We start from the raw sequence: 20634 nt of genomic DNA, 5'->3' as shown, positions 1-20634 counted from the left end.
GGACGAGCGGGAAATCTCCAGAGCGCTCGGGCGGGGCGACGGGCTCGCGCCGGGCGCGCCACCCCCCGCGCCGGGCACACCCCTGCCCGCAGGCGGCACAGGATCGATCGTTCGCGTCACGGCCGCCCTCACGCCACCGACGAGTAGGCGACGATGCCCCGGCGCACCGCGTCGATGGCCGAGCGTGCGAGGGTCGCGAGCCGCGCATCCGCCGTGCCCTGCAGCTGGTCGAGCAGGTCGATAGTCTGCTTCGACCAGCGCACGAAGTCGCCGGCGGCCAGGTCGGCCTCGAACAGCACGTCGTCGAGCGAGGCGCCCCGGGCCCAGCGGTGCATGGCGGCCGAGAGCCCCGTCGAAACGGGCTTGCTGCCCGGCAGCCGGTGCTCGCGCTCGACGTCGTCGATCTGGGCCCACAGGGTCTGCGTCTTGTCGAGCGCCTCGCGGAAGGCGCCCCGGGGCAGGTTGCGGTCGTTGCCTTCAGCCTCCTCGCGGCGCGGCTCGAACACCAGCGCGCAGGCCATGGCGGCCAGCGCCGCGTGGTCGAGGTCGTGCCACACCCGACGCCGGATACACTCGGCCACCAGCAGGTCGCGCTCCCCGTAGATGCGCTTCAGCGTCTTGCCGTGATCGGTGAGCAGAGTGGCACCGTGCTCGTCCCGCCGCAGGTAGCCCATTCCGAGCAGCACGTCGGTGACCCGGTCGAAGACCTTGGCGATGACGTTCGTGCGCGTCTGGATCTGCTGCGTCAGCTTGTCGGTGTCGCGCTTCAGGGTGAACCAGCGCTCGGCCCAGCGGGCGTGCGACTCCCGGTCTTTGCAGCCGTGCACCGGATGCGCGCGCAGCTGCCGCCGCAAGGAGGCGATGTGGCGCTGCCGCTTCTCCCGGTCGCCGCGGGAGAGCGTGTCGGCCTTCCCGGCACCCGAGCGCTCGAGGTCGGTGAGCTCGCGGCGGATCTTGGCGTACTCGCGGAAGTCCCCGAGATGGCAGGTCATCGCCTCCTCGTAGCCCTTCAGCGACTCCTCCTGCTGGCGCACCTTGCGCGCGAGGTCGACGACGGCGCGGTCGGCCTGGAACTGCGCGAACGACGACTCGAGGATCTCGCGGGTGCGGGGCCGCCCGAACTGGTCGATCAGGTTGACCGCCATGTTGTAGGTGGGCCGGAAGCTGGAGTTCAGCGGGTACGTGCGCCGCGAGGCGAGCGAGGCCACCTCCTGCGGGTCGAGGCCGTCGCGCCACTGGATGACCGAGTGGCCCTCGACGTCGATGCCGCGCCGCCCCGCGCGCCCGGTGAGCTGGGTGTACTCCCCCGCCGTGATCGGCACGCGGGCCTCGCCGTTGAACTTCTCGAGCTTCTCGAGCACGACCGTGCGCGCGGGCATGTTGATGCCGAGCGCCAGTGTCTCGGTGGCGAAGACGACCTTGACCAGCTTCTTCTGGTACAGCTCCTCGACCACCTCCTTGAAGGCGGGCAGCATTCCGGCGTGGTGCGCGGCGACACCGCGCTGCAGCCCCTCGGTCCACTCCCAGTAGCCGAGCACCGCGAGGTCCTCGTCGAGCAGGGTGCGGCAGCGCTCGTCGACGATCTGGCGGATCTCGTCGCGCTCGTCGGCCGTCGTCAGCCGCACGCCCGCGCGCAGCACCTGCTTCACGGCCTGGTCGCAGCCGAGCCGGCTGAACACGAAGAAGATCGCCGGCAGCAGCCGGTGCTCGTCGAGCAGAGCGATCACCTCGGGCCGGTCCATGCGCTCGAGGCCGTGCGAGGGCCCGTTGAAGCGCCCGCCGCGCCCACCGCGCCCGCGACCGCCACCCCCTCCGCCGCCCCCGCGGTAGGCCCCGGGCCCGCTCCTCCGGTCGTTGCCGTACGACGCTCCCCCGCGCACGAGCTGCGCCAGCTCGGGGTTCACCCGGTTCGTCGCGGCGCGCCCGCTGGAGTCGAACAGGTCGATCAGCTTCGTCTTCACCAGCGCGTGCTGATCCAGCGGCACCGGCCGCTCCTCCGACACGATCACCTCGGTGTCGCCGCGCACGGCCTGCAGCCAGTCGCCGAACTCCTCGGCGTTCGAGACGGTCGCCGACAGCGACACCAGCTTCACGCTCTGCGGCAGGTGGATGATGACCTCCTCCCACACCGCCCCGCGGAACCGGTCGGCGAGGTAGTGCACCTCGTCCATCACGACGAAGCGCAGGTTCGTCAGCAGCGCCGAGTCGGCGTAGAGCATGTTCCGCAGCACCTCGGTCGTCATGACGACGATCCGGGCATCCGCGTTGATGTTGGTGTCGCCGGTGAGCAGGCCCACCTCGTCGGGCCCGTACTCGGCGACGAACTCGTTGAACTTCTGGTTCGACAGCGCCTTCATGGGGGCGGTGTAGAAGATCTTGTCGCGCACCGACTGCATCGCCACGTACGCCGCGAACTCGGCGACCACGGTCTTGCCGGCGCCGGTGGGGGCGGCGACCAGCACGCTCCGCCCGTCTTCGAGCGCACCGGCGGCCTCGATCTGGAAGGGGTCGAGATCGAAGCCGAGCCCCGCCCTGAACTGGTCGACGAGCGGATGCCCGGCCCGCCGGCGGCTCGCGGCGAAGCGCTCCGACGGGCTCGGCCCGCCCGCGTCGGCCGTCGCCGTGGCCCGGGTGTTCTGCTTGCCTGCCATCAGACCGCCCATTCCACATCGTAGCTCTGCTGCGCCCGGCGCACGCGCCGGTCGTGCAACCAGGCTATGCCCGCTGCGGTGAAGTAGAGCAGCACCATCGGCACGGCGAGCAGGAACATCGACATCACGTCGGCCGCCGGGGTCGCGATCGCGGTGAACACCGTGATGGCGAGGATGGCGATGCGCCAGGACTTGAGGATCGCGACCGCCGAGAGCACCCCGGCGACGTTCAGCAGCACGAGGAACACGGGCAGCACGAAGGCCACCCCGATCACCAGCACGAGCTTCAGCACGAAGTCGAAGTACGACCGCGCCGTGAGCAGCGCGGTCGTGCCCTCGGGAGCGAAGCCCGTGAGCAGCACCACCATGTGCGGCAGCACGTACCAGCCGGCCGCGCACCCGGCGAGGAACAGCGGCACCGCCGAGGCGAGGAAGCCGATCGCGTAGCGCTTCTCGCTCTTCTTCAGCCCCGGCATCACGAACGCCCAGAGCTGATAGAGCCAGACCGGTGAGGAGATGACGACGCCGACGGTGAAGGCGATCTGGATGCGCAGGTCGAACGCGGAGGAGATGTCGGTGAAGTTCAGCGAGGCGTCGCGCCCCTGCTCGGCCGCGATCTCGGTGATCGGGTGGATGAGCGCCTGGAGGACGACGTCGGAGACGATCCAGCCGACGACCATGCCGATCACCAGCCCGAGGGCGGCGAGGAACAGCCGCTTGCGCAGCTCGATCAGGTGGGCGCCGAGAGACATCCGCCCGTCACGGGAGCGCGTCGGCCGCGGAGATGCTGCGGCCACGGCTCCTACGACTTCGGAGGCTCAGTGGTGCTCGTCGTTCCCGCCTGGTAGCCGGGGTCGGCGGGGTTCGAGGTGGCGGACTTCTCGGCCGCGTTCTCGTCTTTCATGGCCCGCGTCTCGTTCTTGAAGATGCGCATCGACTGGCCGAGGCTCTTCGAGAGGGCGGGGAGGCGGGTCGCACCGAACAGCAGCAGGATGACGACCAGGATGGCGATGAGGTGCCATCCGGTGAATGCGTTTCCGAGCATCGGTCTTACTTCCTTAGGGTCGGTACGGTGTCGGGCCTGATGAGCAGTTTACCTCGGGCCAGTCGGGCCGCTCGGCGGTCCTCACGGTATTCGGAGCGACGGTCGCGCCGGATGTCGTGACGCCGGGCGATCTCGGCGTAGCCGGTCAGGATGGCGCGCTCCGTCGGCTGCTCGGGCTGCAGCTGCTCGACGTTCTCGGCCAGCCGAGCGACCTTCTCGGTCAGCTCCTCGAGCGCCGCGAGGGTCGCGCGGGACTTCCGCCACAGCCGCAGGCCGACCAGGGCGAGCATGCCGAACAGACCGAGCACCAGCACGGTCCAGATGATCAGCCACGCCCACCACGCCATGTCGTAAGCCTAGGCCGTCCGGTACCGGTCGAGCGCGGCGCCCGCCCAGTCGACGACCGCGGCCCTGGCCTCGGGCGGGTCGACGATCGTGACCGCCGACGGCATCGCGGTGACGAGACGCTTCAGGCTGTGCACGTGGGCGACGCGGATGCGCGTGCGCACCCGCCCGGGAGCGGGCTGCCGAGCATCCGCCCCGCCCGCGTCATCGCTCTCGCCGACGCCCCCGTCGGCCGGCGCGGTCTCGTCGACGCTCGAGACGAACTCGCCGAGGAGCGCCATGGCCGAGGGGTCGAGCTCGATGGTCACCAGGAGGTCGTCGTCGCCGCCGACGAACAGGCGGTCGCCGAGCGGCACGTCGTCGTGACTGCCCGAGACGGGGATGTCGGTGACGGTGATGCCCGTCATGCGGTCGAGCCGGAAGGTGCGCACGGCGCTGCGGGCGTGGTCCCAGGCGCGGAGGTACCAGTTCTCGTCGTCGGAGTCGATGCGCAGCGGATCGACGGTGCGCCGCTCGCGCGAGCCACGGGCCGAGAGATAGTCGAAGGAGATCTGCAGCCGGCGGGCGACCGCGTCACGCACCTCGGCGAGCGACGCGGTGGTGTCGGAGCCGGCGATCGCCACCTGGCTCGGACGCTCGGAGGCGCCGCGGGCGAGCTTGTCCATCAGCGACGAGTAGACGCCGCTGTCGACGTTCTCGGGAAGCGACTGGAGGTACTGCAGCCCGGCGATCAGCGCGGCGGCCTCGCGGGCCGAGAAGCGGGGCGAGTCGTCGAGGGCGACCATGTGGGTGATCACGATCTCGTCGCGCTCGTCGAAGTCGTCCCAGGAGATGTCGAAGAGGTCGCCGTGCTGGTACTGGGTGGTCTCGCCGGGCACGCCGGAGACCGCGATGAGAGTGACCGCGTCGCGGATCTGCTTCTCGCTGACCTGGAAGTGCGCGGCCGCCTCGGCGACGGAGACCCGGCCGAGGTCGATCAGATAGGGCACGAGGGACAGCAGGAAGGTCAGCTTGTCCTGCGCGAAGGCGAAGGGCTGGGCGTCGCGCGCCATCAGACGGCCTCCTCGTGGGTGCGGACCGCTTGCTCGAGCCGCTCGACGACCGCGTGGCGCAGATGCTCCGGGCCGATCACGAGCACCTCGGGGCCGAAGCCGGCGAGCTCGTCGGCGAGCAGGTTGAGGTCGGTGAAGTGCAGCAGCAGGCGGCCCTCCCCCGGGCTCGTCGCCCCACGCCTGCGGCCGAGGCGCACCTGGGCGTCGCTGCCCGCGACGACCTCGAGCTCGGCCACGTTGGCCTCCCAGATGGCGTCGAGCTCGGCGAGGGCGATCGCCGCGTAGTCCCCGGGCGGCACGTCGACCGGGGTGCGGCCGAGCTTGACGGGGCCGGTGATGCGCGACAGCAGGAAGGTGCGGGGCTCGCCGACACCGGTGTCGATCGCCTTGAGGTGCCAGCGGCCCTGGTGCTGCACGAGGGCTAGCGGGGTGACGGTGCGCAGGCGCGCCGCCGCGTCACCGGGCTTGAGGTAGGCGAACGACGCGCCCACCCCGCGCGAGAGGGCGTCGTTGAGGGGCTCGAAGGCGGCGTCGCGGGTGCGGATGCGCGGGGCGTAGCCGAGCACGGGATCGCTCGTCTCGACGCCGATCGAGCGCAGCTTCAGCAGCGCCCGGCGGGACTCCCGCGACAGCGACCCCTCCCGCCACGCCATGGCGGCGAGGTTCAGCAGGGTGGTCTCGGCGTCGGAGAAGCTGATGTCGGCCGGCAGCTCGTAGGCCGTGCGCGGGATGCGGTAGCGCAGCGACTGGTTGTTGCCCGGCTCGCCCGGGGTGTCGATCGCCTCGAGCGGCACGCCGAGCTCGCGGATGTCGTCCTTGTCGCGCTCGAACTGGCGCTCCAGGCTCGCGTTGTCGCCGTTCGCCGAGTACCGCTGACGGTAGCCCTGCACCGTGGACAGGATCTCGCCCTTGGTCAGGCCGGCCTCGGTCGCGAGGAGCGCGAGCACGAGGCTGAACAGGCGCTCCTCGACCGGCACCGAAGGCGGGGTCTTGCTACGCGAGGGCACCCGTCCAGTCTAGGCCGTGCGGGCCGATCAGCCCGCGGCGGGCGGGACGACGCCGAGGACGTCGACGACCCACGCGGTGGCCGAGCTGCCGTCGTCGGTCGGCAGCACCACGAGCACCTGAGACCCGACCGGCTGGCCGATCAGGAACTGCCCGATGCCGGCGGGCTGCTTCGATCCGGTGGTCTTCGTGGTGTCGTCGGAGGCCAGCCAGAGCTGAGGCGAGCCCTCCTCCCAGGTGTTCACCGAGGCGCGGCGCGGCTCGGCGTAGCTGACCGAGGTGACCTGCACGAGCAGGGCGTCGCCCTCGGCCACGGTGTCGCCGTCGCCCTTGATGAGGAGGGCGGACTCCGCGGCATCCGGAGCCTCGGTGGAGGTGACCGTGATGCCCGGGCGGCCGGTCTCGTCGCGCACGACGGCCGGGAAGCCCGACTGCGCCGGCTGCGGGGTGCCGCTCGCGCTGTGCGGGTAGGTGCGCTCGACGTCGAACACCATGACGACCGAGCCGGGTGCGCCCTGGACGATTGTCGCTGCGTCTTCGTTCGGGAGCACCAGGGCGACCCGCTCGCCGGCCGAGGCGCAGGCCAGGGCGTCCTGGAGACCCTGCGGGAGGGTGTCGGAGACGGCGATCAGGCCGGTCGAGGGCGAGCCCACGGCGGCGCCGGTCTGGCCGTCGTAGATGGAGTAGCTGGTGTTGACGATGCCGCCGAAGCCGGCGACGGCCGCGTCGGGGTCGTCGTTCGAGACGACGGTCGACAGCTCTGCCGAGTCGGCGACGAGCGGCGAGGGGAACGAGACCGTCTGGGTGCCGCCGACGTCGCCGGTGACGGAGACGGACTCGCTGGCCTGGCCGGGCGCGGTAATGTCGGAGCAGCCGTCGGCGGCGTTCGCGCCGGTCGAGCACGCGGCGAGCGAGAGCAGGAGACCTGCCGACAGAATGAGCGCGGGGAGCTTGCGCACGGATCCTCTTTCCTGCGTTCGACGAGCCGACGGCCCGGTGAGCGAGATCATCCTATTTCATCCTGCGGAGCGCTCTCGGCCGCACCCTTGGCGGCACCTGCGGCCGCGCCGTCGGTGCGGCCCGGGGCCGTGCCCTCGCGGGCCTCGCGCGCCAGCGCCGCATCCGCCGTGGCCGTGGCGGCCCGCACCCGCTTCCGCAGGCTCTTCGGGCTGATCCCCCGCTCGCCGAGGGCGCCCGGGGTCCAGGCGTCCATGTCCTCGTCGGAGAAGTCGGTCTTCGAGGGGCGGCGCTTCAGCTCGGGCAGCACCGCGCCCGGGGCGAGCCGTCGGGCGCTGACCAGGAAACCGGTGTGCCCGATCATCCGGTGGTCGGGCCTGACGGCGAGACCCTCGACGTGCCAGCCGCGGATCATCGTCTCGTTCGGCACCGGGTTCGTGAACAGGCCGGTGTCGCGCAGCGCCTCGACCGTGCGGGAGAGCTGCGTGACCGTGGCGACGTAGCAGAGCACGACCCCGCCGGGCTTCAGGGCGTCGGCGACGACGTCGACGCCCTCCCACGGGGCGAGCATGTCGAGCACGACCCGGTCGACCGAGTGCTCCGGATGCGCGGCCGGCAGCGCCTCGACGAGATCGCCGACCGTCACCGTCCACTCCTCGGGGTCGCGGCCGAAGTACGCCGCGACGTTGCCCCGGGCGACGTCGGCGAACTCCTCGCGCCGTTCGAAGCTCGACAGCCGGCCGCCGGGCCCGATGGCGCGCAGCAGCCAGAGCGAGAGCGCGCCGGAGCCGACCCCCGCCTCGACCACCGTGGCGCCGGGGAAGACGTCGGCCTGCCCGAGGATCTGGGCGGCGTCCTTCGGGTAGATGATGGCGGCGCCGCGCGGCATCGACATCACGAAGTCGGTGAGCAGCGGGCGGAGCGCGAGGTGCTCGACGCCGACGGAGTTCTCGACGACCGAGCCGTCGGGCAGGCCGATCAGGGCGTCGTGGTCGATGTAGCCACGGTGCGAGTGGAACACCTTGCCCGATTCGAGCGTGATCGAGTTCAGCTTGTTCTTGGGCCCGGTGAGCTGCACCCGGTCGCCCTCGCGGAACGGCCCGCTGTACTGGGCGCTCACGCGGCGGCCGCCTCGAGCTGGGCGGAGACGTCGTCGAGGCCACGGCCGGCGAGCGACGGCCAGACCACGTGGGCGTCGGTGCCCTCGAGTGGCAGCAGGTGCTCGACGCCGATCACGGTGGCCCCGGAGGCGACGGCCGAGGCCACCCCGGTGGGCGAGTCCTCGATCGCGACGGCGCCGGCGATGTCGACACCGAGGCGCTCGGCGGCGGTGAGGTAGGCCTCGGGGTGCGGCTTCGACATCGTCACGACGTCGGCCGAGACCACGGTGGAGAACGCGGGGAACGGGATGTGGTCGGCGACGTGCTGCGCCATCCGCCCTATCGACATCGTGACGAGGGCCATCGGCACGCCTGCCTCGTGCGCCTCGGTGAGCAGCTCCAGGGCACCGGGTCGCCAGGGCATCCGCTCGCTGATCTGCTCCATCACGCGGGTGGAGAGCAGCTCGATGATCGGCTGAGACTCCATCTCGACGCCGTGCTCCTGCAGGATGCGGGCGGTGCGGTCGAGGCCCGAGCCCACGAGCGTCATGGCGGCCTCGTGCGTCCAGCTTCCGCCGAAGGAGGAGACGAGCTCCTCCTGGGCGCGCATCCAGTACGGCTCGGTGTCGACGATCGTGCCGTCCATGTCCCAGAGGAGGGCCGTGGGGCGGGGCCGGGTGGCGGAGGTGGATTCAGTCACGGGCGAACAGTCTACGGGCCCCGCCTCGGGAATCCCGGCGACCGCCTATCCTTGATGCACGGCACCCGCACCGTGCGGAGGTCCGGAAGGCAGTGAGGTACCCATCACGGTGACAGACAACGGATTCCAGCGTGGACGACTTCTCCTGGTCGCGTTCGAAGGATGGAACGACGCCGGAGAGGCCGCGACCGGAGCCCTGAACGTGCTGAAGGAGCAGCTCGACGTCGTGCAGATCGCCGACGTCGACGCCGAGGAGTACTTCGACTTCCAGTTCAACCGGCCGAACGTCACGGTCGACGACGACGGCAAGCGCGTGCTCGTCTGGCCGGGCGCCTCGATCTTCGGGCCGACCGACTCGACGGCGCCGGCCGAGGGGCCGCAGCTCTACCTGCTGCTCGGCACCGAGCCCTCGCGCAACTGGCGGCGCTTCGTCGCCGAGGTGATGTCGACGGCGATCGCGGAAGACATCACGGGTGTCATCCTGCTCGGGGCGATGCTCGCCGACGTGCCGCACACCCGCCCCATCTCGGTGTTCTCCACGAGCGAGAACCCCGTCGTCCGCAGCGAGCTCGACGTCGAGCGCTCCAGCTACGAGGGGCCGGTGGGCATCCTCAGCGCCATCGCCGAGGCCACCGAGAACGCGGGCATCCCCACGGTGTCGGTGTGGGCGTCGGTGCCGCACTACGTGCACAACGCGCCGTCGCCGAAGGCCACGCTCGCCCTGATCGAGAAGATCGAGGAGCTCATCGGCGTCTCGGTCAACCGCGGCGAGCTGGTCGACGAGTCGAGCGCCTGGGAGACGGGCATCGACGCCCTCGCGGGTGAGGACGAGGACATGGCGGCCTACATCCAGCAGCTCGAGCAGGCGCGCGACACCGTCGACTCGCCCGAGGCGAGCGGCGAGGCGATCGCGCAGGAGTTCGAGCGCTACCTGCGCAAGCGCGGTGACGGCCGCGCGGGCGGCGACTCCCGACCCGACGAGCCCTGGCGCCGCGACTGACCCTGCTCCGGGGCCTGGAGCACTGAGGCCCAGAGCTCCGAGGCCTAGAGGCGGATGCCCAGCAGGGCGTCGAGGGTGTCGGCCGCGAGGGCGGTGGCCGCCGCCGGGTGCGGCTCGTCGAACCAGGTGTCGAACGCCTCCAGGGCGCCGGGGGTGTCGAGGTCGTCGTGCAGGCGCGCCCGCACGCGCTCGAGCAGCGGCAGCGCCTCGTCGGCGTCGCCCCCGGGGGCCTCGTCGGCATCGCGCGCGGCGGCCGCCCGCCAGCCGGCCAGGCGCTCCGCGGCGAGCAGCTCGTCGCCGCGGTGCCACTCCCAGTCGTCGCGGTACGGATGCGCGAGCACCGCCAGCCGCACTGCGGCCGGCTCCACGCCCGCCGCACGAAGCTCCGACACCAGCACGAGGTTGCCGAGCGACTTCGACATCTTCTCGCCGTCGAACGCCACCAGCCCGCCGTGCGCGTTGACCCGTGCGAAGCGCTCGTCGGTGAGCGCCGTGGCGTGCGCCGCGCTGAACTCGTGGTGCGGGAAGACGAGGTCGCCGCCGCCGCCCTGCACGCAGATCGTGTCGCCGAGGGTCTCGCGCGCGATCACCGAGCACTCGATGTGCCATCCGGGTCGCCCACGGCCGACCAGCTCGAAGGGGGTGTCCCACGCGGGCTCGCCCGCCCGCTCCACCCGCCAGAGCAGCGGGTCGAGCGGATCGCGCTTCCCGGGCCGGTCGGGGTCTCCCCCGCGCTCGGCGAACAGCCGGCTCATGGTCGCCCGGTCGAGCCCGCTCTCCGAGCCGAGCACCCAGGGCGTGGCCCGCTCGGCGGCGGCGATGTCGAAGTACCAGTCCGTGGCCCCGGGCGAGAGGGCGTCGGGCGTCGGCACCGCGTACGCGATGCCGCGGGAGCGCAGCTCGTCGACGGCGCGCGCGATGCTCTCGATCGTCTCGGTGACCCCGACGTAGTCGTCGGGCGGCACGACGCCGAGGGCGGCCATGTCGGTGCGGAACAGCTCGATCTGGCTCGCCGCCAGCTCACGCCAGTCGACCCCGGTGGCGGCGGCCCGCTCGAGCAACGGGTCGTCGACGTCGGTGATGTTCTGCGTGTAGGCCGTCTCGAGCCCCGCGTCGAGCCAGCTGCGCAGCAGCGTGTCGAAGGCCAGGTAGGTGGCCGCGTGACCGATGTGCGTGGCGTCGTAGGGCGTGATGCCGCAGACGTAGAGCGTCGCCCGGGCCTCGGGGTCGGCGCTGTCGAGGAACCGTCCGCTCGCGTCGTCGTGCAGTCGCGGCGGGGTGCCGCGGCCGGGCAGGGCGGGGATGACGGGTCGGGTCCAGGAACGCACCGATCCAGCCTAGGTGGTCCGGGACGGGCATCCGTCGCCCGTCACCCGCCGCGGGGCGGTCAGGCCGCGATGAGGCCCGCCGAGAGCAGCACGATCAGCACGAGGCCGAGGGCGATGCGGTAGATCACGAAGGGCAGGAAGCTGCGCTTGGAGATGTAGCTCATGAAGAACGCGATCACGACGAGGCCCACCACGAACGCGATCACGGTGGCCACGAGGGTCTCGACCGGCCCGTACACGCTCGGCTCGCCGATCGACTTGTAGACCTGGTAGAGCCCGCTGCCGAACACCGCCGGGATGGCGAGCAGGAACGAGTAGCGTGCGGCCGCCCGGCGCTCGTAGCCCATGAAGAGCCCGGCCGTGATGGTGCCGCCCGAGCGCGAGACGCCGGGGATCAAGGCGAGCGCCTGGGCGAAGCCGAAGATCACGCCGTGCGGCACGGTGAGGTCTTTCAGGCGCCGGCGCTTGGCCCCCACGTAGTCGGCGACGCCGAGCAGGATGCCGAAGACGATGAGCATCACGGCGACGATCCAGAGCGAGCGCAGCGTGGTCTCGATGGCGTCCTGGAAGAGCAGGCCGAGCACGATGATCGGCAGCGAGCCGATGATGATCAGCCAGCCCATCCGCGCGTCGGGGTCGTTGCGCGGCACGCGCCCCACGAGCGACTTGGCCCAGCGCGAGACGATGCGCGTGATGTCGCGCCAGAAGAACACCAGCACGGCGGTCTCGGTGCCGAGCTGCGTGATGGCGGTGAACGCCGCTCCCGGGTCCTTCGCCCCGGGCAGGAACTCCCCCAGGATGCGCAGGTGGGCGCTCGAGGAGATGGGGAGGAATTCGGTCAGCCCCTGCACGAAGCCGAGGATGACGGCGTTGAGAAAGTCCATGTCTCCCTTTGAGGTGGTGTGGTCTCGCGGATCAGTACCGCAGCAAGAGATCGGTCAGAACGTCTGCGCCAAACCCTAGCGCGTCGAGCGGCACCCGCTCGTCCACCCCGTGGAACATCGCCGGGAAGTCGAGGCTCGCGGGCAGCTGCAGCGGCGCGAAGCCGAAGCCGCGGATGCCGAGCAGGCTCAGCGCCTTGTTGTCGGTGCCGCCCGAGAGCAGGTACGGCAGCACCTCGGCCCCGGGGTCGTGCCGCTGCAGCGAGCCGACCATGGCGTCGACGAGCTCGCCGTCGAAGCTCGTCTCGAGCCCGATGTCGCGGTGCGAGATGAGGATCTCGATGTCGGGCCCGACCAGCTCCTGGATCTCGGCCAGCACGGCGTCCTCCTCACCGGGCAGCACGCGCACGTCGATCATCGCCTCGGCCCGGTCGGGGATGACATTGTGCTTGTAGCCCGCGGTCAGCCCCGTCGGATTCGCCGTGGTGCGCAGCGTCGCCGAGATGAACCGCGAGGCCGTGCCGGTGGCGATGGCGATCTCGTCGGGGCTGAGGTTCTGCGCCCGGCTGCCGAGCAGCTCGGCCACGCGATCGAGCAGCTGCCGGGTGGTCGCGGTCAGGTGCAGCGGCCACTCGCGTCCGCCGATCGCCGCGACGGCGCGGGCGAGGCGCGTCACGGCGTTCTCGCCGTTCACCTGCGAGCCGTGGCCGGCGGTGCCGCGGGCGACGAGCGTCATCCAGATCAGGGCCTTCTCGCCCGTCTGCACGAGGTAGGCACGCTTGCCGTCGAGGTCGATCGAGTAGCCGCCGACCTCGCTGATGGCCTCGGTCGCGCCGGCGAAGAGCTCCGGATGCTCGCGCACCAGGTAGCCCGACCCGAGCACTCCCCCGGCCTCCTCGTCGGCGAAGAACGCCACCACGAGGTCGCGCTCGGGCTGTCGCCCCGAACCCAGGATGCGATCCAGCGCCGTCACGATCATCGCGTCCATGTTCTTCATGTCGACGGCTCCGCGGCCCCACAGCATCCCGTCCTTCACGACCCCGCCGAACGGGTCGACCGACCAGTCGGCGGCGATCGCCGGCACGACGTCGGTGTGGCCGTGCACCACGAGCGCGGGCTTGGACCGGTCCCGCCCCTCGACCCGCGTGACGATGCTCGTGCGGCGGGGCGCGGCGTCGAAGGACTGCACCGTGAGCCCCAGCCGTTCGAGATGGGCCGCCAGGTACTCGGCCGCCTCCGTCTCGCCGTGGGACCGACCCTCGCCGAAGTTCGAGGTGTCGAATCGGATCAGGTCGCGGGCGATGGTCGTCGTCAGATCGAGCATGGTCAAACGCTACCGGCATCCGTGCTAATGTCTTTCCTTGGCGCCGGAGAGATCCGGAAAGCCACCACCTGTCCGGGTGGCGGAAATGGCAGACGCGCTAGCTTGAGGTGCTAGTGCCCGTATAGGGCGTGGGGGTTCAAGTCCCCCCTCGGACACCGTGTAAAACACAGAACTGGTTGAGACAGTACTGAAGGCCCGGTCGAAAGACCGGGCCTTCTCTCGTCAACGCACATCCGTTCACGATATGTCGGAGTCGCGCGAGCGCTGAGCCCCTAGGCTCGTAGCCAGCAGACGAGAGGAGCCACCATGGGCATCATCACGCCGGGATTCTTCGGCAAGCAGCGGGAGGCCGACCCCAAGCTGCCGCCCGGGCAGTACGAGACGAAGGACTTCCCCGTCCTGTCCGCGGGACCCACCCCGAACATCCACCAGGGCGAGTGGTCGTTCACGATCACGAACGAGTCGGGCGAGAAGACCAGCTGGACCTGGGACGAGTTCATGACGTTGCCGACCGAGACGGTCGACACCGACATCCACTGCGTCACGCGCTGGTCGAAGTTCGACACCACCTGGCGCGGCGTCTCGCTCGACACGCTGTTCGAGAACGTCGAGACGAGCGCCGGGTACACCATGGCGCACTCCTTCGGCGGCTACACCACGAACGTGCCCCTGGAGGACCTCCTCGACGGCAAGGCCTGGGTGGCGTTCGAGTTCGGCGGCGAGCCCCTCGACCCCGAGCACGGCGGGCCGGCCCGGCTGCTGGTGCCGCACCTCTACTTCTGGAAGAGCGCGAAGTGGGTCAACGGCATCACCCTGCACGACACCGAAGAGCTCGGCTTCTGGGAGGTCAACGGCTACCACGCCTACGGCGACCCCTGGAAGGAAGAGCGCTACTACTACGATTCCTAGGGTGAACTGGGCCGTAGCCGACGTCGTCGGAATCCGAGAAGAGACCCCGACCGCGCGCACGCTGATGCTGCGCGTGCCCGACTGGAAGGGCGCCCTGGCGGGGCAGCACATCGACATCCGCCTCACGGCCCCCGACGGCTACCAGGCCGCCCGCTCGTACTCGCTGTCGTCGGCGGCCGGTGATCCGGTCGTCGCCGTCAGCGTCGAGCTGATGCCCGACGGCGAGGTCTCGCCCTACCTCGTGCGCGGGGTGTCCGTCGGCGACCAGCTCGAGGTCATCGGCCCGCTCGGCGGCTGGTTCGTCTGGCGTACCGAGCAGACCGAACCGATCCGGATGATCGGCGGAGGCTCGGGCGTCGCTCCCCTCGTCTCGATCCTGCGCACCCACATCGCGTCGGGCAACACCGCCCCGGTGAAGCTGCTCTACTCGGTGCGGAGCCCGGAGTTCGTCTACTTCCGCGACGAGCTGGCCGAGCTCACGGAGGCCGCGAAGGCTGAGGTGACGCTCCAGTACACGCGGCACGCCCCCCAGGGCTGGACGGGCACGCTCGGCCGCATCGACGCCGCCCGCATCACCGCCTGGGCCGCGGGCGACGCGCCAGACACCTCGACGTACATCTGCGGCCCCACGCGCTTCGTGGAGCTGGCCTCCGACGCCCTGGTGGCCACGGGCGTCGACCCCATGACGATCCGCACCGAACGCTTCGGCGGCGCCTGAGCCGGCAGCCGGGTCCCGGCAGCCGAGTCCCGACAGCCGCCTACCCGCTCCGCGGCGTCAGCGCACGCCGACCATGAGCTTCCGCACCCACGGCGTGGCGACCACGAGCAGCACACCCACGACGATGGCGACGAGGCCCGAGATGCCGAAGTAGGGCAGCTCGTCGTTCTCGTCGTACAGCTTCGCCAGGATGCCCGACAGCGCCGTGCCGAGCGCGATCGACAGGAAGAACAGCGCCACCATCTGCGTGCGGAACACCTTCGGCGCGAGCCGCGTCGACAGGGCCAGCCCCACGGGTGAGAGCAGCAGCTCGGCGACGGTGAAGACGAACAGGATGCCGACGAGGGCGATCAGCGGCGTGCCGTGCGCGCCGGTGCCCGAGAACGGGATGAACAGCAGGAACGCGAGGCCCATCACGATCGCCGCCGCCGCGAACTTGATGGGCGTCGGGGGCTGCTTCGAACCGAGCTTCGTCCAGATCGCGGCGAACACGCCCGACAGCACGATGATGAAGATCGGGTTGATCGACTGCACCCAGGCCACCGGCATCGACCAGCCGAACAGGTTCAGGTCGAGACGGTCGTTGGCGTAGATCGTGACGACGGTGAACTGCTGCTGGTACAGCGCCCAGAACGCCACACTGGTGACGAACATCGGGATGAACGACACCACGCGCTCGCGCTCGGTGCCGCTGATGCGCGAGCTCGACAGGATGACCACGAAGTAGGCGATCGAGGCCGCGAGGGTGACGAGCGCGACCGCGGTGGCGAGGTTGTCGGCGGTGAGCAGGCCCACCAGCACCAGCACGACGACGAGCACGATCGCAGCCACCGCGATCAGCGCCATGCGCACCCGGGTCGCCGTGGGCAGCGGGTTCGGCACCTCCTTGGCCTCGGCCGGCAGCGAGCGGCGGCCGAAGGCGTACTGGGTCAGCCCGATCGCCATGCCCATGGCGGCGAGTCCGAAGCCCCAGTGGAAGCCCACGGTGCTCTGCAGGAGTCCCGTCAGCAGCGGGCCGAAGAACGCGCCGAGGTTGATGCCGAGGTAGAAGATCGAGAAGCCGGCGTCCCGGCGCGGGTCCTCCTCCGAGTAGAGCGTGCCCACCACCGAGGTGGCGTTCGCCTTCACTCCCCCCGAGCCCAGGGCGATCAGGATGAGCCCGGAGCCGAGCCCGATGACCCCCGGCAGCAGCGAGAGCGCGATGTGCCCCGCCATCACGACGATGGCGCTGAAGAACAGCGTGCGCTCCGAGCCGAGCAGCCGGTCGGCCACCCACGCGCCGAGGATCGTGGCGAGGTAGACCGACCCGCCGTAGGCGCCGATGATGCCCACGGCGACGGTCTTGGGGATGTCGAGGCCGCCTTCGGCGACCGTGTAGAACATGTACAGCAGCAGGATGCCCTGCATGCCGTAGAACGAGAACCGCTCCCACATCTCGACGCCGAAGACGTGCACGAGCGAGAAGGGCTGGCCGAAGAAGGTGCGCTCCTTCGAGGGGACGGTCTCTGTCATCCCGCCATAGTGGCACGCCGAGCGCCGGGCGGCGACGCGCCGGGTACCCCACGTTCGGGCGCGCCCAGACCGCTCAGTGGTTGGCGGCGCCCATCCACTTGCGCACCGTGACGATGCGGGCCTGCAGCTGGGTCACGCTCGCCTGGGCCACCGCCGGGCCGCCGCAGATGCGGCGGAGCTCCGCGTGGATCAGGCCGTGCGGCTCGTTCGATTGCTTGGCCCAGATGCCGACGAGCGAGTTCAGCAGGCTCCGCTGCTCCTTGAGCGTGCGGTACAGGGGTGCGGGCACACCCCCTTGATCGGGCGTGTCGGCCTTGGGCTGCCCGGTCTTGGCGTGTTTCTGCTGGCGCGCCTGGCGGTGCTGCAGCAGATCGCGCACCTGCTCGGGCTCGAGGAGGCCGGGGAGCCCGAGGAAGTCGAGCTCCTCCTCGCTGCCGACCACGGCTTCGAAGCCGAACTCGCCCCCGTCGTAGACCACCCGGTCGAAGGTCGCCCCCGAGCTGATGGCCTGGAAGCTGTACTCCTCGAGCAGTCCCTCCGACGCCTTCTCGCTGCGGTTGGCCTCGGCCACCATGGCGTCTTCGGGGTTATAGAAGTCGCCCTCGGGGTTCTCGCCGTCGTCGCGCTTGTCGAGCGCGTGGTCGCGCTCGAGCTCGAGCTTCTCGGCCAGAGCCATCAGCGACGGCACGTTCGGCAGGAAGATCGACGCCGTCTCGCCGCGCCGGCGGGCCCGCACGAAGCGACCGACAGCCTGGGCGAAGAACAACGGGGTCGAGGCGCTCGTGGCGTAGACGCCCACGGCGAGCCGCGGCACGTCGACACCCTCGGACACCATGCGGACCGCCACCATCCACCGCCGGTCACTCTTCGAGAACTGCTCGATGCGGTCGGAGGCCTCCTTCTCGTCGGAGAGCACCACGGTGACCGGCTGCCCCGAGATCTGCTCGAGGATCGCGGCGTAGGCCCGCGCCACCGTCTGGTCGGTCGCGATCACGAGGCCGCCCGCATCCGGAATGCCCTGGCGCACCTCGGTCAGCCGCTTGTCGGCGGCCCCCAGCACCTGCGGGATCCACTCCCCGTTCGGATCGAGCGCCGTGCGCCAGGCCTGGGAGGTGATGTCTTTGGTGTTGCCCTCGCCGAGCCGCGCCTCCATCTCGTCGCCGGCCTTGGTGCGCCAGCGCATGTGGCCCGCGTAGACCATGAAGAGCACCGGGCGCACGACCCCGTCTTTCAGGGCGCGCCCGTAGCCGTAGCTGTAGTCGCTGCGCGAGAGGCGGATGCCGTGCTCGTCGGGCAGATACTCCACGAACGGGATGGGGGCCGTGTCGGAGCGGAAGGGTGTTCCCGTGAGGGCGAGCCGCCGCGTCGCCGGCGCGAACGCCTCGCGCACCGCGTCGCCCCAGCTGAGCGCGTCGCCGCCGTGATGCACCTCGTCGAGGATGACGAGCGTGTTCGCGCCCTCGGTGAGCTCGCGGTGCAGGGCCGGACGCGCGGCGACCTGGGCGTAGGTGAGGGCGACGCCGTGGAAGTGCCGGCCGAAGCGCGATTCGCTGTTGCGGAAGCCGGGGTTCAGGCGCACGCCGGCCCGATCGGCGGCGTCGGCCCACTGGCGCTTCAGGTGCTCGGTGGGGGCGACCACGATCACGCGGTCGACGGTGCGGCGGTGCAGCAGCTCACTGGCGAGGCGCAGCGCGAACGTCGTCTTGCCGGCGCCGGGGGTCGCCGCGGCGAGGAAGTCGCGCGGCTCCTTCTCGAAGTAGAGCGTCAGCGCCTCCTCCTGCCAGGCGCGCAGGCGGCCCGCGGTGCCCCACGGGGCGCGGGCCGGGAACGACGGCGAGAGATGACCGGCTGCGCTCGTTCCGGGGGCCGGTTCGAAGAGGGGCAGATTGGTCACGATGTTCGACTTTACCCTCCTCCACCGACACCGGACGGGGGTCTAGAGTGTCTACGTCGTTGCGGCGACACCTGTTGTGAGGAGGCCCATCCGATGCCCGAGAACCACCCCTGGCGGCGTTACGTCGCCCTCGGCGACTCCTTCACGGAAGGCATCGGCGACCCCGAGCCGGCGAGCCCCGGGGGCTACCGCGGCTGGGCCGACCGGGTCGCCGAGACCCTGGCCGACACAGCCGACGGCGACTTCGCCTACGCGAACCTCGCCATCCGCGGCCGCCTGTTGAACCAGATCCTCGCCGAGCAGCTCGAACCGGCGCTCGAGCTGAAGCCCGACCTGATCACCATCTCGGCCGGTGGAAACGACGTGCTGCGCCCGCGCACCGATCCCGACGACATCGCCGCCCGCTTCGAGGAGGGCATCCGCCGGCTCCGCACGAGCGACGCCACCGTGGTGATCTTCACCGGCGTCGACACCCGCTTCTCCCCCGTGCTCCGCGGCATCCGGGGCAAGGTCGCGATCTACAACGAGAACCTGCGGGTGATCGCCGACCGCTACGACCTGCTCGTCGCCGATCAGTGGGGCCTGAAGGAGATCCAGGACACCCGGCTCTGGTCGCCCGACCGCCTGCACCTGAACCCGATGGGCCATCACGAGGTGGCCCGCATGGTGCTCCGCACGCTCAACGTCGAGAACGGTCTGCAGGCCGGCGAACCGGAACCCCTGGTCGGACGCAGCTGGCGGGAGGCCCGGAGCGAGGACCTGGTCTGGGCGCGGGTGCACTTCGTGCCCTGGGTCATCCGGCGCATCACCCATCGCTCGAGCGGTGACGACATCACCGCGAAGCGGCCGATCCCCTCGCCGGTGTACGCCGAGCCCACCGAGCCGATCGAGCCCACCGAACCGATCGAGCCCGCCGAACCGGTGGAGCCGACCGAACCGACCGACGACGCCCCCGCTCGCTAGCGGAACGGGTTCGCCAGCTTCCACCCCACGTCGGGCCCGTCGAGCTCGCCCGCGAGCCCGAGCGGCACGGTGTACTCCCCGCTGCCGAGCGTGACGCCCTCGACGGTGTACCGCGCGGTGCCCACCTCGGTTCCGGATGCGCCCGAGCCGATCTCCCCCGCCTCGGCGCTGCGGGTCACGGTCGCCGACGACCACACGGTCGCGCTCACCGACTCCTCCGCCACGATGTCGGCGCTCGCCCCCCACGGCGTGGAGTACGAACCCACCACGTCGCCCGCCGTCACGAGCGGCACGGTCTGGAAGCCCGCCTCGGCGCTCTGCAGCAGCGCCAGCACCGAGGCGTGCAGCGTGTCCTCGTCGGGCGCGCCGAGCACGACGCCGACGATCTGCACGGTCGTCTCCCCCACCGTGTAATCGGCCGAGAAGAGCAGGCAGAACCCGGCCTCGTCGGTGGTGCCGGTCTTCACTCCGTCGATGCCGTTCAGGCCCAGCAGGTCGTTGGTGTTCTCGACCGTGCCGAGCTGGGGCAGCTCGAGCGAGGCGGTGCCCACGATGCTCGACAGCACGGGATCGGCCAGCACCAGGCGCGCGAGCGTGAGCAGATCGGCGGTCGTGCTGCGGGAGCCGGGGTTCAGCCCTGAGGTGTCGACGACGGCCGTCCCGCCGAGACCGTGCTCGGCGAGCCAGGCGGTGGCCGCCGCGAGGTAGGAGGCCGTGTCGCCGAACGCCCAGTTCGTCAGCGTCACGCTGTAGTTGTTGGCCGACTCGAGCAGCATGATCTCGATCACCTCGCGCTCGCTCAGCACCTGGCCGGGGAACACCGAGGCCCACGAGCCGTTCTCGGCCTGGGTGGCCTGCAGGATGGCCAGATCGGCGTCGGTCATCGTGATCGACGGGCCGCCGCTGCCGTCATCGAGCGGCTTCGCGTCGAGCACGACGAGGGCCGTGATGGTCTTGGTGATGCTGGCGATGGGGAGGGAGTCGGTGGATCCGCTGCCGCCGAGGGTCTGAGCCTGCCCGTCGGTGACGAGACCGATGGCGCTCGTGCCCGCACCGGGCGTCGTGAGGGCGGTGGCCGGGGTGACGGTCGGCGGAGCATCCTGAACCGAGGCCGCGGCCTGCGGGACGGGCCCGAGCAGCGCGACCGGAAAGTAGGTGGCGAGCAGGGCGAGCAGCACGAGACCCACCGCCACGACGATTCGTCGGCGTCGGTAGACGGCGGGGCTGGCGGGACTCACCCGGTCATCCTA

The 20634-nt window shown here is 70.9% G+C and carries 19 protein-coding genes and 1 tRNA gene; 5 read left to right on the top strand and 15 right to left on the bottom strand.

The genetic code is table 11. From position 1 onward, the window contains the following. Positions 1 to 128: 128 nt before the first annotated feature. Genes NVV95_RS00980 through NVV95_RS00940 form a run of 9 tightly spaced genes read right to left on the bottom strand, consistent with a single transcriptional unit; the run spans position 129 to position 8855 of the window. Entirely contained in the window at positions 129 to 2651 is a 2523-nt protein-coding gene (locus NVV95_RS00980) for a DEAD/DEAH box helicase (protein WP_259484668.1), read from the bottom strand. Then, positions 2651 to 3403, bottom strand: coding sequence for a twin-arginine translocase subunit TatC (gene tatC, locus NVV95_RS00975; protein ID WP_259485191.1), 753 nt, complete (start codon positions 3401 to 3403; stop codon positions 2651 to 2653). Before tatC ends, NVV95_RS00980 begins: the two co-directional genes overlap by 1 nt. A gap of 50 nt (positions 3404 to 3453) precedes the next feature. After that, complete coding sequence (tatA, locus tag NVV95_RS00970) at positions 3454 to 3696, bottom strand: Sec-independent protein translocase subunit TatA (RefSeq protein WP_259484667.1); 243 nt, start codon at positions 3694 to 3696, stop codon at positions 3454 to 3456. Positions 3697 to 3701: 5 nt separating this feature from the next. Further along, a complete protein-coding gene (locus NVV95_RS00965; protein WP_259484666.1) occupies positions 3702 to 4043 on the bottom strand; it encodes a hypothetical protein in 342 nt (113 codons plus the stop codon). Positions 4044 to 4052: 9 nt separating this feature from the next. Continuing rightward, complete coding sequence (locus NVV95_RS00960; protein ID WP_259484665.1) at positions 4053 to 5093, bottom strand: helix-turn-helix transcriptional regulator; 1041 nt, start codon at positions 5091 to 5093, stop codon at positions 4053 to 4055. Further along, positions 5093 to 6100 (bottom strand): helix-turn-helix transcriptional regulator, encoded by a 1008-nt coding sequence (locus NVV95_RS00955; RefSeq protein ID WP_259484664.1) that lies wholly within the window; start codon positions 6098 to 6100, stop codon positions 5093 to 5095. The genes NVV95_RS00960 and NVV95_RS00955 overlap by 1 nt, the downstream gene beginning before the upstream one ends. A 27-nt stretch (positions 6101 to 6127) precedes the next feature. Then, a complete protein-coding gene (locus tag NVV95_RS00950) occupies positions 6128 to 7057 on the bottom strand; it encodes a hypothetical protein (RefSeq protein WP_259484663.1) in 930 nt (309 codons plus the stop codon). A 47-nt stretch (positions 7058 to 7104) separates the two neighbouring features. After that, the gene (locus NVV95_RS00945; protein WP_259484662.1) at positions 7105 to 8175 is read right to left on the bottom strand and encodes a tRNA (adenine-N1)-methyltransferase; all 1071 of its coding nucleotides are present in this window, start codon (positions 8173 to 8175) and stop codon (positions 7105 to 7107) included. Continuing rightward, positions 8172 to 8855 carry an HAD family hydrolase gene (locus tag NVV95_RS00940; RefSeq protein WP_259484661.1) on the bottom strand — a complete coding sequence of 228 codons (684 nt, stop codon included), beginning with the start codon at positions 8853 to 8855 and terminating at the stop codon, positions 8172 to 8174. The genes NVV95_RS00945 and NVV95_RS00940 overlap by 4 nt, the downstream gene beginning before the upstream one ends. Positions 8856 to 8964: 109 nt before the next feature. Between NVV95_RS00940 and NVV95_RS00935 the strand changes: the two genes are divergently transcribed. Next, on the top strand, positions 8965 to 9855 hold the full coding sequence (locus NVV95_RS00935) for a proteasome assembly chaperone family protein (RefSeq protein ID WP_259484660.1): 891 nt from the start codon (positions 8965 to 8967) through the stop codon (positions 9853 to 9855). Positions 9856 to 9899: 44 nt separating this feature from the next. Here NVV95_RS00935 and mshC read toward each other — a convergent pair whose 3' ends face one another. From mshC to NVV95_RS00920, 3 genes are read right to left on the bottom strand one after another with little or no spacing between them, the layout of a single operon-like run. Beyond that, positions 9900 to 11183, bottom strand: a complete 1284-nt coding sequence (gene mshC / locus NVV95_RS00930; protein WP_259484659.1) for a cysteine--1-D-myo-inosityl 2-amino-2-deoxy-alpha-D-glucopyranoside ligase — start codon at positions 11181 to 11183, stop codon at positions 9900 to 9902. Positions 11184 to 11242: 59 nt separating this feature from the next. Next, a complete protein-coding gene (locus tag NVV95_RS00925; protein WP_259484658.1) occupies positions 11243 to 12067 on the bottom strand; it encodes an undecaprenyl-diphosphate phosphatase in 825 nt (274 codons plus the stop codon). A gap of 31 nt (positions 12068 to 12098) precedes the next feature. Next, positions 12099 to 13388: a M20/M25/M40 family metallo-hydrolase gene (locus NVV95_RS00920; RefSeq protein ID WP_259484657.1), complete on the bottom strand. Its 1290-nt coding sequence runs from the start codon at positions 13386 to 13388 to the stop codon at positions 12099 to 12101. A 70-nt stretch (positions 13389 to 13458) separates the two neighbouring features. Between NVV95_RS00920 and NVV95_RS00915 the strand changes: the two genes are divergently transcribed. From NVV95_RS00915 to NVV95_RS00905, 3 genes are all read left to right on the top strand, one after another. Further along, a tRNA-Leu gene (locus NVV95_RS00915) sits at positions 13459 to 13543 on the top strand. A gap of 151 nt (positions 13544 to 13694) precedes the next feature. Beyond that, complete coding sequence (locus NVV95_RS00910) at positions 13695 to 14297, top strand: sulfite oxidase-like oxidoreductase (protein ID WP_259484656.1); 603 nt, start codon at positions 13695 to 13697, stop codon at positions 14295 to 14297. Between the two features lies 1 nt (position 14298). Next, positions 14299 to 15015, top strand: coding sequence for a ferredoxin reductase (locus NVV95_RS00905; RefSeq protein WP_259484655.1), 717 nt, complete (start codon positions 14299 to 14301; stop codon positions 15013 to 15015). Between the two features lie 57 nt (positions 15016 to 15072). Here the strand turns inward: NVV95_RS00905 and NVV95_RS00900 are convergent, their stop codons facing one another. Next, entirely contained in the window at positions 15073 to 16527 is a 1455-nt protein-coding gene (locus NVV95_RS00900) for a peptide MFS transporter (protein ID WP_259484654.1), read from the bottom strand. Between the two features lie 73 nt (positions 16528 to 16600). Continuing rightward, positions 16601 to 18421: a DEAD/DEAH box helicase gene (locus tag NVV95_RS00895; RefSeq protein WP_259484653.1), complete on the bottom strand. Its 1821-nt coding sequence runs from the start codon at positions 18419 to 18421 to the stop codon at positions 16601 to 16603. Positions 18422 to 18514: 93 nt separating this feature from the next. Here NVV95_RS00895 and NVV95_RS00890 point away from each other — a divergent pair, with 93 nt between their 5' ends. Then, entirely contained in the window at positions 18515 to 19384 is an 870-nt protein-coding gene (locus NVV95_RS00890; protein ID WP_259484652.1) for an SGNH/GDSL hydrolase family protein, read from the top strand. Here NVV95_RS00890 and NVV95_RS00885 read toward each other — a convergent pair. Continuing rightward, positions 19381 to 20622 carry a D-alanyl-D-alanine carboxypeptidase family protein gene (locus tag NVV95_RS00885; RefSeq protein WP_259484651.1) on the bottom strand — a complete coding sequence of 414 codons (1242 nt, stop codon included), beginning with the start codon at positions 20620 to 20622 and terminating at the stop codon, positions 19381 to 19383. The two genes, NVV95_RS00890 and NVV95_RS00885, sit on opposite strands and share 4 nt — an antisense overlap. Positions 20623 to 20634: the final 12 nt, after the last annotated feature.

This window comes from Herbiconiux gentiana (assembly GCF_024978135.1).
GTDB lineage: Bacteria > Actinomycetota > Actinomycetes > Actinomycetales > Microbacteriaceae > Herbiconiux > Herbiconiux gentiana.
This window is presented reverse-complemented; position numbering and strand designations above follow the sequence as displayed.

Excerpts from the sequence above, each read along its gene's own strand:
- NVV95_RS00960 (WP_259484665.1), bottom strand. The coding sequence starts at position 5,093 with ATGGCGCGCGACGCCCAGCCCTTCGCCTTCGCGCAGGACAAGCTGACC.
- NVV95_RS00890 (WP_259484652.1), top strand. The coding sequence starts at position 18,515 with ATGCCCGAGAACCACCCCTGGCGGCGTTACGTCGCCCTCGGCGACTCC.
- tatA (WP_259484667.1), bottom strand. The coding sequence starts at position 3,696 with ATGCTCGGAAACGCATTCACCGGATGGCACCTCATCGCCATCCTGGTC.
- NVV95_RS00980 (WP_259484668.1), bottom strand. The coding sequence starts at position 2,651 with ATGGCAGGCAAGCAGAACACCCGGGCCACGGCGACGGCCGACGCGGGC.
- NVV95_RS00925 (WP_259484658.1), bottom strand. The coding sequence starts at position 12,067 with ATGGACTTTCTCAACGCCGTCATCCTCGGCTTCGTGCAGGGGCTGACC.
- NVV95_RS00910 (WP_259484656.1), top strand. The coding sequence starts at position 13,695 with ATGGGCATCATCACGCCGGGATTCTTCGGCAAGCAGCGGGAGGCCGAC.
- NVV95_RS00965 (WP_259484666.1), bottom strand. The coding sequence starts at position 4,043 with ATGGCGTGGTGGGCGTGGCTGATCATCTGGACCGTGCTGGTGCTCGGT.
- tatC (WP_259485191.1), bottom strand. The coding sequence starts at position 3,403 with ATGTCTCTCGGCGCCCACCTGATCGAGCTGCGCAAGCGGCTGTTCCTC.
- NVV95_RS00920 (WP_259484657.1), bottom strand. The coding sequence starts at position 13,388 with ATGCTCGATCTGACGACGACCATCGCCCGCGACCTGATCCGATTCGAC.
- NVV95_RS00900 (WP_259484654.1), bottom strand. The coding sequence starts at position 16,527 with ATGACAGAGACCGTCCCCTCGAAGGAGCGCACCTTCTTCGGCCAGCCC.